The organism is Bacteroides xylanisolvens XB1A, from assembly GCF_000210075.1.
GTDB classification, from domain to species: Bacteria; Bacteroidota; Bacteroidia; order Bacteroidales; family Bacteroidaceae; genus Bacteroides; species Bacteroides xylanisolvens.
This window is the reverse complement of record NC_021017.1, coordinates 5,697,363-5,714,405: the sequence shown is the minus strand read 5'-3', so window position 1 is coordinate 5,714,405 and position 17,043 is coordinate 5,697,363. Positions and strand designations below refer to the sequence as shown.

The following is a 17,043-nucleotide window of genomic DNA, read 5'->3' as shown; positions in this document are numbered from 1 at the left end:
CTTACCTAATAAAGAAATATTTCTGCATTTAATTATTGGATTATTAAACAGAAAAAATGGTAGGGAAGGAGTATGAAGAGTTGTTTTGTAATCTTGAGATTACATTTAGACATAAAATTTGACTAAGAGTTTGTTCAGCCAATTCCAATTGACACGGAACCAGCGGCGGGTACTGCTTTGCTTTCCTCCGAATCGGAGAACGAAATCACGATAACCGTGTTTGCGGAACGGAAGTCCTACATCCATAAATTCCATGTGACGGAATCCCCGTTGGCGGGCGTCTTCCAATGCCTTCCAAACGGCCAGCACTCCCGGATACTGAAGTGCGTATGTCTTTTTCATTCCCCCGGAGAACCAAAGGTAGGCGTCATCTCCCGAGTAGATACAGACGGAACCGCCAATGATTTTCTCTTTGTATTTTACTACGAATATTTTTGCCTGTTGTCCTTTGATTAGCATATCGTTCATGTGACGGAAAAAGTCGTTGGCAGGGAAATATCTGCGTATGCGGGAGGAATAAACCTTGTGCAGCATCCGTGAGAAATCGTGTATTTCTTCCACGGTATGTGCCTCCTCTACTTTGGCTCCATTCTTGAGTCCTTTTTTTATCTGACGGATGCGCGACGGGCTGAACCGGTCTTCCGTCTTTTTCATACTGTGCAGCGAATTGCGTACCCGCAGCCAATTGACAGGGAAATAATCATTGGCACGGAAAACCCGGTAACCGAACATCGAATTATTGAGGTTCCGGAATTCGATCAGGACACAGCTACGCGATGCTTCTTGTGTGAGATGTTCGAGCATATCGCCAAAGATTTCTTCTGCCTTTTCTTTGTTGGTCGAAAGCGACTCATCCAGAAATTCACCTTCGCTATATACTACGCAATGTTTCACTAAAGAGGAGGGAAGCCACTTTTTCGCTTTGCGGATGGCAGCAAGCAGGCGTGCTACAGGTCTGCCGTCTTCTGTTGCCACTATTAATAAAGGAGTATACCCCGGAGTCGCTTCATAAATTTGAAATAACTCTTTGGAATGGAAGGCGTTTTTTCCCGGCAATTCAGGAATGTCCTTCCCATGATAATATGTGGTTAGTTTAAGTGGCATCTAGGTACAAATTTACACTTTTTATTCTTTATTCAACAACAAAACAAAGATTTTGTTGGAGTTGCTTGATATATATAGTTGTAAAAAATGCACCTTTATATATTTTTTCTATCTTTGCGTAATCGAACAGAACTTTTAAAAAGCGGAACTATGTTAGAAGAAATTTTAGCTTACAACAAGCAATTTGTTGAGAACAAGGGATACGAATCGTATATTACTAATAAATATCCCGATAAGAAAATAGCTATTCTTTCCTGTATGGACACCCGACTGACTGCTTGGCTTCCAGCCGCATTAGGAATTAAGAATGGCGATGTAAAAATGATAAAAAATGCAGGTGGCGTTATTTCCCATCCTTTCGGTAGCGTGATACGTAGTTTACTTGTGGCTATTTTTGAGTTGGGGGTAGAGGAAATAATGGTGATTGCTCATTCTGACTGTGGAGCTTGCCACATGCACAGTGAAGTAATGCTCGAAAAAATGAAAGCACGTGGGATCAATCCGGATTATATTGACATGATGCGTTTCTGCGGAGTTGACTTTCATTCGTGGCTGGATGGTTTCGAAGATACAGAAAAGTCGGTGAGAGGAACAGTAGATTTTATCGTGCGTCATCCTTTGATCCCTTCAGATGTGACAGTCTACGGGTTTATTATTGATTCTACAACCGGGGAATTAACTCGGATTGTATAGATAATTAGATAGATAGGTAAATAGATAAACTTCTTTTTTAATCCCCTAAATATAGTGACGCTATCCTATCATGATAGTGACGCCATTCCTATTGTATAGTGTCGCTATGTCTGGAGGATAGTGACGCTATTTTGAAGACAAAAAAATAAGGCAGCTTTTTATCGGCTGCCTTTATCTTTCTGCGGTTATATACTTTCTTTGACTGGTGCACTCGTTTGTGACAAATAGGGTGCCCGTACATCTCAATTTCTGCCTCACGGCTAGCTTTACGATTCGCTTTAATGTAATCGTCTTGTGTAATTCGCTTTTTCATAATGAAATTATTTATCTGTGCAAAGATACAATATATTCTTCATTTAGTGGAGTATTTGGCACTCTTTTCATTTCATAGATTCCCTTCTGACAATAGAAATGAAAAAGATACTTTTATTTCCTATTACGCTCGGTTTGCATTATCTTTGCATACATTAATCAAATGAAACCGGAAAATAATATGGAAAATTTCAGTGAATTAATAAAGAACCGTCGTAGTATGCGGAAGTTCACCGATGAAGAGTTGACACAAGATCAGGTAGTTACGTTGATGAAAGCAGCTTTGATGTCTCCTTCTTCCAAACGTAGTAATAGTTGGCAGTTTGTAGTGATTGATGATAAAGAGGTATTGAAAGAATTGTCTCATTGTAAGGAACAGGCTTCTTCATTCATTGCCGACGCTGCTTTGGCAATTGTGGTAATGGCCGATCCGTTGGCCAGTGATGTTTGGATTGAAGATGCTTCTATTGCTTCTATCATGATACAGTTGCAGGCCGAAGATCTCGGCTTGGGAAGCTGCTGGGTGCAGGTCCGCGAACGTTTCACTGCTACCGGAATGCCTTCCGATGAATTTGTTCATGGAATCCTGGGTATTCCTCTGCAACTTCAAATTCTTTCCGTTATTGCTATCGGACATAAAGGGATGGAACGTAAACCTTTCAACGAAGAACATCTTCAATGGGAGAAAATTCACATAAATAAATTCGGAGGAAAATAAATATGGGAGCTGCTAAAGCGAGTAACAGCAAAGATACTTATTTGGCTACTGCTGTTACCTTTATCGTTATCGGAGCACTTTATCTGATTGATAAACTGATTCATTTCTCTACCCTCGGGCTACCTTGGGTGATGAATAAAGACAATATGTTATTGTATGCTTCGATCTGTTTTCTTATTTTCAAACGCGATAAATCAATTGGTTTTGTGTTACTTGGTCTTTGGCTAGTGATGAATATCGGCTTGGTTATGTCATTGCTGGGTTCGTTATCCGGGTATCTGCTGCCATTGACTCTGCTCATTATCGGAATCATTTTATTCTGGTTTGCAAAACGATAAGGAAATAATGAAGAGAAGTATAGAAGATACACCGATTGTGTTTATTGGCGCAGGTAATCTAGCTACTAATCTGGCGAAGGCTCTCTATCATAAAGGCTTCCGTATTGTGCAGGTATATAGCCGGACCATGGAATCTGCCCGTACTTTAGCCGAGAAAGTTGAAGCTGAATATACTACAGATTTACAGGAAGTCTCCAAAGATGCCAAATTATATATCGTATCTTTGAAAGATGCCGCTTTAGTAGATTTGTTGCCGCAGATAACAGAAGGGAAACAGAGTTCTTTGTTGGTGCATACCGCGGGAAGTATCCCGATGAGTATTTGGGAAGGGCATGCAGAACGCTATGGGGTATTCTATCCGATGCAGACATTCAGCAAACAACGTGAGGTCAATTTTCAGGAAGTGCCTTTCTTTGTTGAAGCGAAACGACCGGAAGATGTAGAGCTCTTGAAAGCTGTTGCCGCCACTCTTTCAGAGAAAGTTTATGAAGCTTCTTCCGAGCAGCGTAAAAGCCTTCATTTGGCAGCTGTTTTTATCTGCAACTTCACAAATCACATGTATGCATTAGCTGCTGATTTGCTTGAAAAATACAACTTGCCTTTCGATGTCATGCTTCCGCTGATAGACGAAACGGCACGTAAAGTACACGAGCTGGCACCACGTGATGCACAGACCGGACCCGCTGTCCGTTACGATGAGAATGTGATGAACAATCATCTTGCCATGTTGGTAGATTCTCCGGCATTGCAGGAAATATATAAACTAATGAGCAAAAGTATCCATGAGCACCATCAACTATGATTTATCCCGTATCAAGGCTTTAGCTTTTGACGTAGACGGAGTATTGAGTTCGACAACCGTACCTTTGCATCCTTCCGGAGAGCCGATGCGTACCGTGAATATCAAAGATGGGTACGCCATCCAGTTGGCTGTGAAAAAAGGACTTCACATAGCCATCATTACCGGTGGCCGTACAGAAGCAGTGCGTATCCGTTTTGAAGGACTGGGCGTGAAGGATCTGTATATGGGATCTGCCGTCAAGATACACGATTATCGTGATTTTCGTGATAAATACGGACTGACCGATGATGAAATTCTCTATATGGGCGATGATGTTCCGGATATTGAAGTGATGCGTGAATGTGGACTTCCATGTTGTCCGAAAGATGCCGTGCCGGAAGTGAAATCCGTAGCAAAGTATATCTCTTATGCAGACGGCGGACGTGGTTGCGGACGTGATGTAGTGGAGCAAGTACTGAAAGCTCATGGTCTGTGGATGGCAGAAGATGCTTTCGGCTGGTGAAATCAACTGGTGACATCAATAAAAAGTATTTTCAACCATAAACCATAAATTATAAATCATAAATCGAATCATGCTTGATAATTTAAAGAAATATCAGATTATACTAGCCTCCAATTCTCCCCGTCGGAAAGAATTGATGTCAGGCTTGGGAGTGGACTATGTAGTCAGAACATTGCCGGATGTAGACGAGTCATATCCGGATACATTGGTTGGTGCTGAAATACCCGAATATATTGCTCGTGAAAAAGCAGATGCTTATCGTACCATGATGGAGCCGGGAGAATTATTGATTACAGCAGATACCATTGTCTGGATGGATGGAAAAGTACTTGGAAAACCGGAGGGCAGGGAAGGAGCCATTGAAATGCTTCGTGCTCTTTCGGGAAAGTCTCATCAGGTTTTCACAGGTGTTTGCCTGACTACTACCGAATGGCAAAAAAGCTTTACCGCTTCCTCTGAAGTATTGTTTGATGTCTTGTCAGAAGATGAAATCCAGTATTATGTCGACCGCTATCAGCCGATGGATAAGGCAGGAGCGTATGGCGTTCAGGAATGGATCGGGTATATCGGTGTGAAATCAATTTCAGGTAGCTTCTATAATATTATGGGACTTCCCATACAGAAGTTGTATGGAGAGTTGAAAAAGTTATAGTAAGGATTCTGAATCTATCTGAATATTTCTACTTAATCCAATAATATGAAAAGGCTGCCTCAAAATAGAAAATGAGGCAACCTTTTTCTGTATTCTTAAGCAGGGATATTTACTGAATATCCCGAATTGAAAGATGCAGGAGACTATAATAAATCCAACATCAGAGGAATGTCCTCTTCTCGAATCCCTTGTGTGAGAAGAGATTCTTCATCTTTGTGGAACATCTCCAAGAATCTTTCCCGGTTCCCACTAGCTGTAATGGCTTTTCCGTAGAAAACGGCAGCTTTCTGAATATCTCCCATTACCCAGGCCACATGCCCTGCGTTCATATAATCAATAGCCAGCGGCTTTTGTTTAATAATCTTTTCATAATATTTCATCGCCTGTTCATATTTCTGACTGATGAACGAGCACCAACCGATGCCGCGCCACGCCTTTATACAATTGTTCTCGATGAAATCCAACTTGAAGAAATAATTCAGAGCTTCCTCATATTGTCCCAGTTCAGCCAGGCAACTACCGATATAGAAAGTCACATTGGTATCTTCCGGAGCAGCTTCTTCTACCTTTTTATAATAAGTGAGTGCAGCCTGATAGTTTCTGTTTAACCGGTAACAAATAGCCAGGTGGCGATTGTTCCAGATATTATCCGGCTTCAGCGTGTCTGCTTTCAGATAAGCCTGAATAGCTTCTGCATATTTCTTTCTTTTCTGTAATGCATAGCCAAACTTCTGATAATATTCCGCACTTTCTCCTTCGAATCCTCCAATAGACTCCAGTTCTTCATAAATTTCAATAGCCTCGTCCCAACGTTCCTTTGCCAGATAAAAATCGGCAATGGGGAACAATACATCTTCCCAATACAAGATATTGTCGAGTGCAGGAACGTGATGAAGATCGAGCTTCTCTTTAAAAATATCTCTGAACTCACTCTTGCGTACACTAAGTTTGAAGAAACGGTACAAGTCGTGCAGGTATTGGTTGCTGACCGTTCCCGGACGTTCATTGAACCTCTTCATTGTTTCAACATTCGATTTCTCTGCCAATTCTGCCACCTGCTGTTCGTTCAACTGACTCAACATCATATCTTGTTGCGACTGTGGCAATTGATGAATCGTGAAAAAGAGCGAGTACTTATCGCTGTTGCTGAAAAAGCCCGATTGAAGAATTAAATCCAGCAGACTGCCTCCCTGATTTCCCGCTTGTTTCATTGCTTTGAGCACATTGGACTGTTGTTTGCTGAATGGATAAAACCAGTTATGCACCTCGCGGAAGAACGGATAATTTTTCAATGCGGCAAAAGTGCTCATATACACATCTGCGCCCTCTAATTGCAATTCGTTCATTTCACGCAATTTATCTCCCAGGCCGGACTTCTCGAACGCATCTTCCCAATCCGGGTTCATATCATTGTTTTCTTCATCGTTTTCTTCAAAACCGAATCGCATATTTTTCATGGAGGAAACATTCTTCAGCATTTCAGGAATAATCTCTTCCCTCATCTTTTTATCAATCTTTTCCGTTTCCTGACACAATAGCATTTGGCGGTAAATACGTGCGACGTCTTCTCTGAATGAAGGTATTTCCTCCATGAGATCTACCCTTTTGATAAGTTCCGGATAAAAAGAAAGACGGCTTCTGTAGATGTGGAAGATAATCATTGTACCTACCAATGCCCGTTGGCTGACGTTGACGTTAGGGTGTTCGTAAGCATTGAGCAGCCACATTATTTTTCGTATGTCGAAACATTCCATCAAGCTCAATGTGAGGGCACTGACAAATAAGCATAAGTCATCTCCCGGAAGTAATTCCGAGGCAAGCATAGCTTTTGCGTCTTCCTCGTCCTCGGGAGTCCATGCACTGTTTGTCCATGTTCTTATAAACATAAACTTGAGCGTATCTTCATGCCGTCTTAATACTTCATCCATCTTTTCGTCAGACAGTAATCCGCTGACTGCCAAGTCGTCATTAAATGACTCCAATATGTGTAATATTGTTTTAATACCATAGTTCGACAAGTCCGCCGATCTGGGAGTACGGCGTACCTCATGATAATATCTTGATGAAGCGTTATCCAACATGAGCAAACGTGATTGGTCGGCAATTCCCCAAGTGTCTGCTACCATTTTTTGATACAGATTCCACCGGTCAGGGTCGTTTGCTCCCTGTTTCATGTATTCCAGCATATATTTGTAAGAGGTCTGCAATTGTTCCAGGCGAGTGCGCAAATCCCAGTCAGGACACTGCCACAGCAAAGATTCCAACTGCATTAAGGCTTCTTTGAGTCTTTTCTCTTCAAGTAAAGTACGTATATATGCGTATTGTTCATTAATCGTTTTTTCGTTCATCATTCTTTAATTATTTATTTTTTCCAATCCAGGTCAAACGTTTCCAGAGACCTTCAAAAGGACCGTGTTTATGGTGTCGGAGCCACCACGAACAAAATACCATTTGTAATAGAACAAAAAGGATGCCAAAAAGGAAACTGTAAGTGATTCCTAAATATCGTCCAAGTTCAAATCCCCAATGATAGAACAAAAGAGAACCGAAAATAGATTGCCCGAGGTAGTTCGTTAAACTCATTTTACCATAAGATGTGAAACGCATAAAGAAACTGCGGTCTTTCACACGGTAGAAAGTCAGCAGTAATCCCGTTACCAGCAATACCATGAAGCTAAGGTTGCTGAATGAACTTAATATCAATTGCAAGGGAACAAGGATGGCACTTCGTTCGATGAATTCCGGCAGCATATTGTTCAATCCGTAGATGGGGAAGAAGCAGAGAAGCGAAACGGCCAATGCCTTTAACCACAGGCGTTCGTTCTGTTCGCTGTACAGGAAATATTTGCGGCGACCGACAAGCATTCCGAATAAGAATAACCCCGGTGTCTGTAAGATACGTCCATGTTCCAGTGCCCAGGTCATGTTGGCCAGTTGTCCTTCCCACATATTCATGCGGACTGTTTCGAGGAAAGTTCCGTTCTTTTGTACGTCGAAAGCAATGCTGAAATAATAACCTGCCAAACTTTTTCCTGCCACATAGTCAGGATTACACAAAGCATAAATCAATTTCACCCAATCGATAGGTTGTAGAATTAATAAAGTAGCGAAGATGACAACCGTGCGGTCACTCATCCGGCAGAATATCGGAAGGATAATTCCTAAAATCGCATACATAGTCAATATTTCACCGGTAAAGAAAGCAGCATTGAACTGTCCTATCATGAAGAGAATGAATAATCTCCATAAAAAACGCAAGCGGAAATCTTTCCCTCTTCGTTGTTGGTTGTTGTCTTGAATGTAGAAACTGAAACCGAAGAGCAGGGCAAACACAGCGTATGCTTTGTTACTGAATGTGAAGAATAATCCTCTCCAAATAGCCTGATCGGTAAATTTCATCCATTCAAAAGGTACTTCTTCCGGGAAAGAGTAGAAATTAAAATGTTCAATACTGTGTAAGAGAATAATTCCCATTACTGCTAATCCTCTTAATACGTCGGCCACGTCTATTCGGGCGTTGGTTTCCGCGATTTTGTGTTCCATGATTTCTTCGTTTCTGTTATTTACAAGGTTGATATTCTATAATTATTTGATTCCGCTGTTTCAATACTGCTACTCCAGCCCTAATACCGGATGCTAATACTTAATACTTGATACTTAATTGATACTTAATTTAAAACCTTACCTGCACCTGTGCCTGTATCAGATTGGAGTCTTTTTGTCCGTCTCCTTTCTTGTCGCAAAAGGTATATTGTGCTTGTAAGCGGCATCTAGGGTAGAACCAGTATTGTACGCCTGCAATATAGTTATTCTGTTTGAAATCAGCAGCTTTGTTCGGGTTGAAATAATCGAACGAAGCGATGAAATCGAAATTCCGGGCAAAGCGTACACTGCCTGTTGCATAGAAACCTTCGCTTTTCACACTCCGGTCTTTTCCGGCAAGATATTCCGTGCGCAGATTAAAGGTGGAAGTGGTGACAACCCCTCCTGCACTCCAGCGTTTCTTGGCGTAATTTTCTCCGGCTTTAATTCCGGTATATTCCGAATCTGCTATGGCATGTCCTGTTCCGCGGATAAACGAACCACCTACGGATAACCATTTCAGCGGATTAACCATCAAGTTACCGACTACATCTTTTTGACTGTTTTTGTCTTTGGTGTTCAATCCCTGTCCGTTCATTACAGCCACTTTGTATTGCAGGAAGTCGCGAAATAATTTTCCGTGAAGCATCATACCGATATCCCGTCCGGACGTCATTCCGTAACACTTATCGCTGCCGCTTACTCCCGCCAGATAACAAACCGACTGTGAATAACAATTGATGAGTTCTACTGTGGTAGGAGATAATTCATTTTCTATGGTATAAGGAACCTTGAATTCACCGATACGTGCCGTAAGTCCGGGGAGAAACTGATAATCGGTATACACTTCGAGTAACATGCCCCCATTGTAGAAGTCATACATAAAATCACAAGTCCACCGTTTGGTGATCTTTCCGTGTGCCATGAAAATAATTCGCTTGATGTCGAATGTATTGTCCGGGTTCGCTGCATCGTCATAAGTATATCCCAATTGGGCATATCCGGAGAGACTAATCCGTTCTTTCAGTGTGTTGACAACTTGATTTAGTGGTTTCTTCTCCTGTGCCAGAAGAAGATTTTGCATACCTGTAATGCATAATACAAAGGTTAAGAATTGGAGTAGTGTTTTTCGCATGAGTTAGTTGTTATTTGATTTTGATTATGGTTGATACTGTGGGGATATACGTTGTGTCAATCAGATTCTTTTCAGAGTAGGTTTCGGGGATTCGATGGTTTTCTTTCAACCAGTGTATAGCTTTATCTATCCCTTCAGCCGAAGGGTGTTTTGCTTTTTGATAATTGGGGAGGGCGACGAGTCCTGTCAGATTTTCCGGTACACCTATTTCTATCAGCACTTGCTCCCATTCCTTCTGTGGATGCATTTTTATATAATCTACTCCCAGATTATAACCTGTGATGAGTAGTTCGATTTCTTTTCTTTTTTGGTTGAGCGCTTTTCGTGAAAAAGCGGTAGCCGTAAAATCAATGCCCAATTCCTGTGTACTTACCAATGAACGATGCTGGCTGTTCATGGCGATGGATGCGGCAGGGTCGGGCAGGAAAGAGGCGTCAATCTGATTGTACTGCAACATTTGCAGCCGGAGAGGAAGCTGGCCGATTTCCGGCATATTCATTTTTGAAAGACTGATTCCGGCTTTGCTTAATAACTGGTCGGTAGCATATTCGATAACTGTGTTGCGTGACACAGCAATATTCTTTTCCTTGAGCTGTTCCAGTTGGTTGATATTACTTTCTTTAGAGACAATGAAGCAGAAATAACCATCATTTTTCAGGACGAGCCCTAAATCAGCATGATGGATAGCTTGCAGCACTACTGCGCTGGGATAGTCGGTAATCATGCCATCCATTTTCTCGGTCTGGAAAGCAGCGTCCCGGTCGTTGGCAGAGTTGAATGAAAGAATAGTCAGGTTCAGCCCTAATGAATCGTAGATACCTTGTGTTTTAGCTATATGGAAAGGGAGTCCGTCCAGTGTAGGTATCATGCCCAGGGTGAGTGGTTGCAGTTCGGTTAGAGGTAAAAAAGAGCCGTCTCCTTTTTTACTCTGGCAGGAGTAAAGGAAGAGAAGGATGAACCAAAAGAGTAGTATCGGTCTTTTCATACCTCGTTTTTGTAAATAAGAGGAACTCCGTTTTTTATAAATAAGGGCAACTCTTTTCACAAAGAACTGCCCTCTTATCATTAACTATTTAAAAAATTAACTAATTATCTAGTTCTATTATTCTTGAATAGCAGCGATACCCGGAAGAACTTTTCCTTCGATTGCTTCGAGCAATGCGCCACCACCGGTTGAAACGTAAGATACACCGCTAGCCAAACCGAACTTGTTAACACAAGCTACAGAGTCGCCACCACCCACAAGTGAGAATGCGCCGTTCTTAGTTGCTTCAACGATTGCTTCACCTACTGCACGTGAGCCGTGAGTGAAGTTGTCAAATTCGAATACGCCTGTAGGACCGTTCCAAAGAATAGTCTTAGATTCTTTGATAACGTTAGCGAAGATTTCTTCAGTCTTAGGACCGATGTCAAGACCTTCCCATCCGTCAGGAATTTCGTCAACAGCACAGAATTTAGTATTTGCATCGTTAGAGAATGCGTCAGCAATCTTAGCGTCAACAGCCAATACCAGGTTTACACCTTTTTCTTTTGCTTTCTTCATCAAATCCAAAGCCAGGTCAAGTTTGTCGTCCTCACAGATAGAGATACCGATTTTACCACCCATCGCTTTAGTAAATGTATAAGTCATACCACCGGCGATGATTAAGTTGTCTACCTTGCTCAACAGGTTTTCGATGATTTCGATTTTAGAAGAAACTTTAGAACCACCCATGATAGCAGTGAACGGACGTTTGATGTCGTTCAATACTTTGTCAACGGCTTTCACTTCTTTTTCCATCAGGTAACCGAACATCTTGTTGTTTACATCGAAATATTTAGCGATCAATGCTGTAGAAGCGTGTGCACGGTGAGCAGTACCAAATGCGTCGTTTACGTAGCAGTCAGCGTAAGAAGCCAATTTCTTGGTAAATTCTTTCTGGCTTTCTTTTACTGCTTTCTTGGCAGCAGCTTTTTCTTCGTCAGTTGCATCTTCAGCCAAACCTCTTGGTTTGCCTTCTTCTTCAGCATAGAAGCGAAGGTTTTCGAGCAACAGCACTTCTCCCGGTTGCAGAGCAGCAGCTTTTACAGCAGCTTCTTCGCCCATGCAGTCGTTAGCGAACTGAACTTCAACGCCCAGCAATTCAGACAGATGCTTGATGATATGTTTCAAAGAGAATTTATCGGCAACGCCTTTCGGACGGCCCAGGTGAGAGCCAATGATGATGCTTCCGCCGTCTGCCAGGATCTTCTTCAAAGTAGGAAGAGCTGCACGCATACGAGTGTCATCTGTAATGTTGAAGTTTTCGTCCAGGGGTACATTGAAGTCCACGCGAACAAATGCCTTTTTACCGGCAAAATTGAATTTGTCAATTGTCTGCATAATACTCTATTTTTATTTAAAAGTGTTTTTAAAATTCTTCTTTTAGAACGACCGCAAAGTTACTATTTATTTCGGTTCCTTGCTATTAAATCGTTATTTATTCTTGGCTTTTGGTTCCTCTTTTGTAACTTTATAGGTGTTACAGAAATATTTGCACATCATTTGCAAACCACAGGTGTCACATTTGGGAGCGCGTGCCTGACAAACATAACGACCATGCAGAATGAGCCAATGGTGGGCAATCGGTATTAGTTTTTCCGGAATATTCTTCACCAATTCTTTTTCCACACTGAACGGGGTAGTGCAACTATCCGGCACCAGTCCGATGCGATGGCTGACACGGAATACGTGTGTATCTACCGCCATTGCAGCCTTATTAAACACAACCGACTGGATGACATTGGCTGTTTTTCTTCCTACACCGGGCAACTTTATCAAATCATCCAGATTGTCGGGCACCTGACTGTTGAAGTCATTCACCAGCATCTTTGCCATACCAACCAAATGTTTGGCTTTGTTGTTCGGATAGGATACGCTTCGTATATATTCGAAAATAACTTCCGGCGTAGTGGCTGCCAGCGCTTCCGGAGTCGGAAAATCTTTATACAAAGGAGGAGTGATGATATTCACCCGTTTGTCCGTACATTGTGCAGAAAGAATAACAGCGATCAGCAACTCATACGGATTGTTGTAATGCAGTTCGGTCTCGGCTACAGGTACATTGTCCTGAAACCAGGCGATTACTTTCTCATAACGTTCTTTCTTTCTCATCGTAGCTTGTTTTTATGGTAATGAGGCGTCACTTTTAGTTTGAAATAGAGGGCGGAAACTACTGTCAGGCAGGCTCCGAAAAGATAAGCCTTATCAAATGTACTAATTTCTGCGATATATCCACCGGTCAGCATACCGATACCGATTCCTACGTCCCAAGAGGTAAGATAGGTGGAAGTGGCTGTTCCCCGCTGGCTATTGGGGGCAAGGTTGACAAACAACGTATTAAATGCCGGAAACATGATTCCAAATCCGACCCCCATCAACAATGCGATACCAAAAAACAGGATGTTGCAAACAGTATCATTCCATTGAATCAGATACACACAGGCTGAAAGCAGGAAGAAACTGCAGACAACCAGGTATAATCCGGCTATTATTACTTGCGTTATTTTTCCGCGATCCACCAGTTTCCCCGAAAAGATGCGGGAGATTGCCATCCCGACAGCCATAAAGGTGAAGAAGAATCCGGTTTGCGTGTTTAATCCTATTTGGCGGGCATACATGGCGACATAGTTGGTTGTCATTCCGTAAGGGATGGAAAGTAACAATAGGCTAAATCCGGCTGGCAGTCCTTTCATCAAAATAAAACGGTCGAGTGAAATCGGTTCCCGTTTCACAGGAGGTTTATAGGGCGTTTTTACCAGACTGGCACATAGGAAACCTAAAATGCAGGAACCGAATGCGTAACAGAAGATCGTAGCAAAAGAGACTCCTGCATCGTGCAGAAACAGTCCGAACATCGGCCCGATGGACATAGCTGTATTGTTGGTAAGTCCGTAATAGCCTAAACCTTCTCCACGGCGGGAAGATGGCATAATGTCTATCACTACCGTGTTTCCTCCTACTGTAACCATTCCGAAAGAGACGCCATGAATGATTCGGAATATAATAAATAAGGTAAGGGAGCCGGCTATCAGGTATCCGCCGAACATCATCATAAAGATGAAGTAAGCAAACAGATAAAGAGGTTTGCGGGCAAACGTGTCGAGCAGATAACCGGAAAACGGACGGATGCAGAGAGCGGCTACCGTATAGCAGGAAAGTACAATGCCAATAGTGGAATTTCCAGTTTGGAAGAATTCTGATAAATAGAACGGCAAAACAGGAATCAACAACCAAAAGCCGAAGTAGAGCAGGAAGTTGGCTGCCAAGATGAAACAATAACTGGGAGTAATGAGTCTATCCTTTGCCATAATGAATTTATTTATTTCACCACAGAGGACGCAGAGGACGCAGAGTTTCACGGAGTTTTTTCTTTCTAATGACTTTCTATGAAAAACGAGTCGTAGTTGATACGGCTGAAATAAAAACTCTGTGTCCTTTGCGTCCTCTGTGGTGAAATCTAAATTTAGTAAGCGCTCTCGAATTCTTTCAGGAAGCGAGTATCATTTTCAGAGAACATACGCAGGTCTTTCACCTGATATTTCAGATTTGTGATACGTTCGATACCCATACCGAGAGCATAACCGCTGTATATTTTACTGTCTATACCGTTAGATTCAAGTACGTTCGGGTCTACCATACCGCAACCGAGGATTTCTACCCAGCCGGTGTGTTTACAGAACGGACAACCTTTACCGCCGCAGATATTACAGCTGATGTCCATTTCCGCACTAGGTTCAGTGAACGGGAAGTAAGACGGACGCAGACGAATCTTTGTATCAGCACCGAACATTTCTTTAGCGAAAAGCAACAATACTTGTTTCAAGTCGGTGAACGATACGTTTTTGTCTACATACAACGCTTCTACCTGATGGAAGAAACAGTGTGCGCGATAGCTGATTGCTTCGTTACGATACACACGTCCCGGGCAGATGATGCGGATAGGAGGTTGTGAAGTTTCCATCACACGGGTCTGTACGGAAGAAGTATGCGTGCGCAATACTACGTCCGGGTGAGCTTCGATAAAGAAAGTGTCCTGCATATCGCGTGCCGGATGATCTTCGGCAAAGTTCAGTGCCGAGAATACATGCCAGTCATCTTCAATTTCCGGACCTTCGGCAATACTGAATCCCAGGCGGGCAAAGATATCAATGATTTCGTTCTTTACAATGGTGAGCGGGTGGCGTGTACCGAGTTCCACGGGATAAGCCGAACGCGTCAAATCCAATCCGTCACAATCATTGTCCTGACTTTCAAACAATTCTTTCAGCGCGTTGATTTTGTCCTGCGCTTTTGTTTTCAGTTCATTCAGTCTCATGCCGACTTCTTTTTTCTGATCGGCAGCTACATTACGGAAATCTGCCATTAAGTCGTTAATGGCTCCCTTCTTACTTAGGTATTTGATGCGGAGAGCTTCGAGTTCTTCGGCATTGGAGGCGTGTAAGGCTTCCACCTCTTTCAGAAGTTGTTCAATCTTAGCTATCATATTTTCGATGTATTGTTATTCAGTTTCTTAGTAAAAACCGTGCAAAGATATAATTTTATCACGAACCATCGAAATAATTTGTATCTTTGTTGCCGATATGTACCGAAAATCCGGCAACTTATGAAAAAGATTGTTTTCTGTCTTCTGCTTTTAACCTTTTCTTTTCGCCTGGCGGCCCAGATTGACTATTTGGAGCCAGTGAAACCTTTTTCTTCTTATACAGGCGAGTTAGGCGAATATTACCGTAGTGTGTTTTCTTTACTTAATACTGGCTTTCAGAAACAGCCATACGCGCGTTTCGCAGCTATCCCTTCCTTTTCGCCGGAGTATGCAATGTCGGTAGAAAAGAAAAACGGGCGTTATACGCTGATTTCGAATACACTATCCCGTACCTATTGGCAGGCGGAGAAGGGGACAGTAACCGTGGATACTAAATCGGTTGTCATCAGCGCTTCCCTGTATCAGTCTTTAGGGGCTATCTTTCGTTTGGTGACAGAGCAGGTGCAGGATCTGGATGGTTCTACGGCTGGTCTGGATGGAATTGTCTATTACTTTTCTTCTATGGACGCAAAAGGCAAAGAACGGATGGGACGAAAATGGTCGCCGGAAAAAGGAACGTTGATGGAACGTCTTGTATTGGTTTGTCAGTCGGCATATATGTTATCTCGGGGAGAGAATATTTCGGAACAGACATTGGCGGAAGAGGCTGCTTCTTTATTGAAAGCATTGCAACAGCGTAGTAAGGAAGAACCGGATGCTTATAAACAACCGATGTATGTTGGAATTTATCCGGTAGGTCCCCGCGCAAAGACGCTTTCCGGAAAGCAGGTGGAAGAACCTGCTCATTTCTCTGCGAAGAGTCCGGAAGAATATATTGCCAATGAAATGGTTTATCCGGCAGGACTTTTAGAGAAGAATGTTTCGGGTTATGCTTTGTGTGAGTTTACTATTGATAAGGAAGGGGTTATCCTTCGTCCTCATATTCTACGTTCCACTCATCCGGAATTTGCAGAGGAGGCTCTCCGCATTGTTAAAGGGATGCCGAAATGGTCCCCTGCATTGGCGGGAGGAAAGCCGGCGGATAGTAATTATACTCTTTATATTCCTTTCCGTCCGCAACTTTATCGGAAAAATAAGTAACTTTGTATCCAAAGTCCGATTAATAAAAAAGAGATATTGCATTTATAACTTGAACTTAGGTTCAGCCTCTCTAATAAATAAAAAAATAAATTTGCTGTCATCTGTCACAGACTGTTGTTTAACTATTTGATAATGAGAAAATAATGGCGTGACAGCAACGTGGTGACAGCACTGTGACGGCAATCGTGCTGTCACTGCAAAGCCAAGGAGAGATAAACGCACTACAAAGGTATGATAGAGCTGCATACCCGAATCAAGTAAAAATCACAGATGAAGTTTCATTGCCTAAATAGTATTAACTACAGGCAGATAGGCTATTCTATTTATTACCCTTGTACTTACGGGACGGGATCTACCTTGTGACTGATAGTTTCAAGCCTTGAAACTATTTGTTCTGCGGCTTGAAACTATAGTTTCGTAGGCTTGAAACTTTTGTTTCTCTTGCTTGGAACTATTAGTTTCTTACTGATGAAACTATAGTTTCTCACCGATGGAACTGTAGTTTCTCGCCGATGAAACAACCTTTACTCTATAATAGCCTGATTATGTTGGAGTACATTT

Annotated in this window: 17 protein-coding genes; 7 read left to right on the top strand and 10 right to left on the bottom strand. The window is 42.3% G+C overall.

Features of this window, described 5'->3' with window-relative positions:
• Positions 1-105: 105 nt before the first annotated feature.
• On the bottom strand, positions 106-1,104 hold the full coding sequence (locus BXY_RS22450; RefSeq protein WP_015533022.1) for a GNAT family N-acetyltransferase: 999 nt from the start codon (positions 1,102-1,104) through the stop codon (positions 106-108).
• Positions 1,105-1,254: 150 nt separating this feature from the next.
• On the opposite strand from BXY_RS22450, the gene BXY_RS22445 reads away from it, so the two are divergent.
• Positions 1,255-1,797 carry a beta-class carbonic anhydrase gene (locus BXY_RS22445; RefSeq protein ID WP_015533021.1) on the top strand — a complete coding sequence of 181 codons (543 nt, stop codon included), beginning with the start codon at positions 1,255-1,257 and terminating at the stop codon, positions 1,795-1,797.
• Between the two features lie 88 nt (positions 1,798-1,885).
• Here BXY_RS22445 and BXY_RS22440 read toward each other — a convergent pair whose 3' ends face one another.
• Positions 1,886-2,110, bottom strand: coding sequence for a hypothetical protein (locus tag BXY_RS22440; protein ID WP_008026002.1), 225 nt, complete (start codon positions 2,108-2,110; stop codon positions 1,886-1,888).
• 180 nt (positions 2,111-2,290) lie between these two features.
• Here BXY_RS22440 and BXY_RS22435 point away from each other — a divergent pair, with 180 nt between their 5' ends.
• The 5 genes from BXY_RS22435 (at position 2,291) to BXY_RS22415 (ending at position 5,121) form a co-directional block, all read left to right on the top strand.
• Positions 2,291-2,827 carry a nitroreductase family protein gene (locus BXY_RS22435; protein WP_008771322.1) on the top strand — a complete coding sequence of 179 codons (537 nt, stop codon included), beginning with the start codon at positions 2,291-2,293 and terminating at the stop codon, positions 2,825-2,827.
• A gap of 2 nt (positions 2,828-2,829) precedes the next feature.
• The gene (locus tag BXY_RS22430; protein WP_007756900.1) at positions 2,830-3,165 is read left to right on the top strand and encodes a hypothetical protein; all 336 of its coding nucleotides are present in this window, start codon (positions 2,830-2,832) and stop codon (positions 3,163-3,165) included.
• A gap of 7 nt (positions 3,166-3,172) precedes the next feature.
• Entirely contained in the window at positions 3,173-3,967 is a 795-nt protein-coding gene (locus tag BXY_RS22425; RefSeq protein ID WP_015533020.1) for a Rossmann-like and DUF2520 domain-containing protein, read from the top strand.
• Positions 3,948-4,469 (top strand): KdsC family phosphatase, encoded by a 522-nt coding sequence (locus BXY_RS22420; protein WP_008026011.1) that lies wholly within the window; start codon positions 3,948-3,950, stop codon positions 4,467-4,469. The genes BXY_RS22425 and BXY_RS22420 overlap by 20 nt, the downstream gene beginning before the upstream one ends.
• A gap of 70 nt (positions 4,470-4,539) precedes the next feature.
• Positions 4,540-5,121 (top strand): Maf-like protein, encoded by a 582-nt coding sequence (locus BXY_RS22415; RefSeq protein WP_015533019.1) that lies wholly within the window; start codon positions 4,540-4,542, stop codon positions 5,119-5,121.
• A 143-nt stretch (positions 5,122-5,264) separates the two neighbouring features.
• Here the strand turns inward: BXY_RS22415 and BXY_RS22410 are convergent, their stop codons facing one another.
• The 8 genes from BXY_RS22410 to pheS all read right to left on the bottom strand — a co-directional run bounded on the left by BXY_RS22410 (position 5,265) and on the right by pheS (position 15,342).
• Positions 5,265-7,472: a tetratricopeptide repeat protein gene (locus tag BXY_RS22410; protein ID WP_015533018.1), complete on the bottom strand. Its 2,208-nt coding sequence runs from the start codon at positions 7,470-7,472 to the stop codon at positions 5,265-5,267.
• A gap of 7 nt (positions 7,473-7,479) precedes the next feature.
• Positions 7,480-8,664, bottom strand: coding sequence for a DUF418 domain-containing protein (locus tag BXY_RS22405; RefSeq protein WP_015533017.1), 1,185 nt, complete (start codon positions 8,662-8,664; stop codon positions 7,480-7,482).
• A 130-nt stretch (positions 8,665-8,794) separates the two neighbouring features.
• Positions 8,795-9,838 (bottom strand): porin family protein, encoded by a 1,044-nt coding sequence (locus BXY_RS22400; RefSeq protein ID WP_121960182.1) that lies wholly within the window; start codon positions 9,836-9,838, stop codon positions 8,795-8,797.
• Between the two features lie 10 nt (positions 9,839-9,848).
• The gene (locus tag BXY_RS22395) at positions 9,849-10,823 is read right to left on the bottom strand and encodes an ABC transporter substrate-binding protein (RefSeq protein ID WP_134993155.1); all 975 of its coding nucleotides are present in this window, start codon (positions 10,821-10,823) and stop codon (positions 9,849-9,851) included.
• Between the two features lie 117 nt (positions 10,824-10,940).
• Complete coding sequence (locus BXY_RS22390; RefSeq protein WP_004300866.1) at positions 10,941-12,200, bottom strand: phosphoglycerate kinase; 1,260 nt, start codon at positions 12,198-12,200, stop codon at positions 10,941-10,943.
• A 93-nt stretch (positions 12,201-12,293) separates the two neighbouring features.
• The gene (gene nth / locus BXY_RS22385; protein ID WP_008026019.1) at positions 12,294-12,971 is read right to left on the bottom strand and encodes an endonuclease III; all 678 of its coding nucleotides are present in this window, start codon (positions 12,969-12,971) and stop codon (positions 12,294-12,296) included.
• The gene (locus BXY_RS22380) at positions 12,968-14,167 is read right to left on the bottom strand and encodes an MFS transporter (protein ID WP_015533014.1); all 1,200 of its coding nucleotides are present in this window, start codon (positions 14,165-14,167) and stop codon (positions 12,968-12,970) included. The genes nth and BXY_RS22380 overlap by 4 nt, the downstream gene beginning before the upstream one ends.
• 155 nt (positions 14,168-14,322) lie before the next feature.
• On the bottom strand, positions 14,323-15,342 hold the full coding sequence (gene pheS, locus BXY_RS22375) for a phenylalanine--tRNA ligase subunit alpha (protein ID WP_004314231.1): 1,020 nt from the start codon (positions 15,340-15,342) through the stop codon (positions 14,323-14,325).
• Positions 15,343-15,462: 120 nt separating this feature from the next.
• On the opposite strand from pheS, the gene BXY_RS22370 reads away from it, so the two are divergent.
• Positions 15,463-16,482: an energy transducer TonB gene (locus BXY_RS22370; RefSeq protein WP_015533013.1), complete on the top strand. Its 1,020-nt coding sequence runs from the start codon at positions 15,463-15,465 to the stop codon at positions 16,480-16,482.
• Positions 16,483-17,043 lie beyond the last annotated feature (561 nt).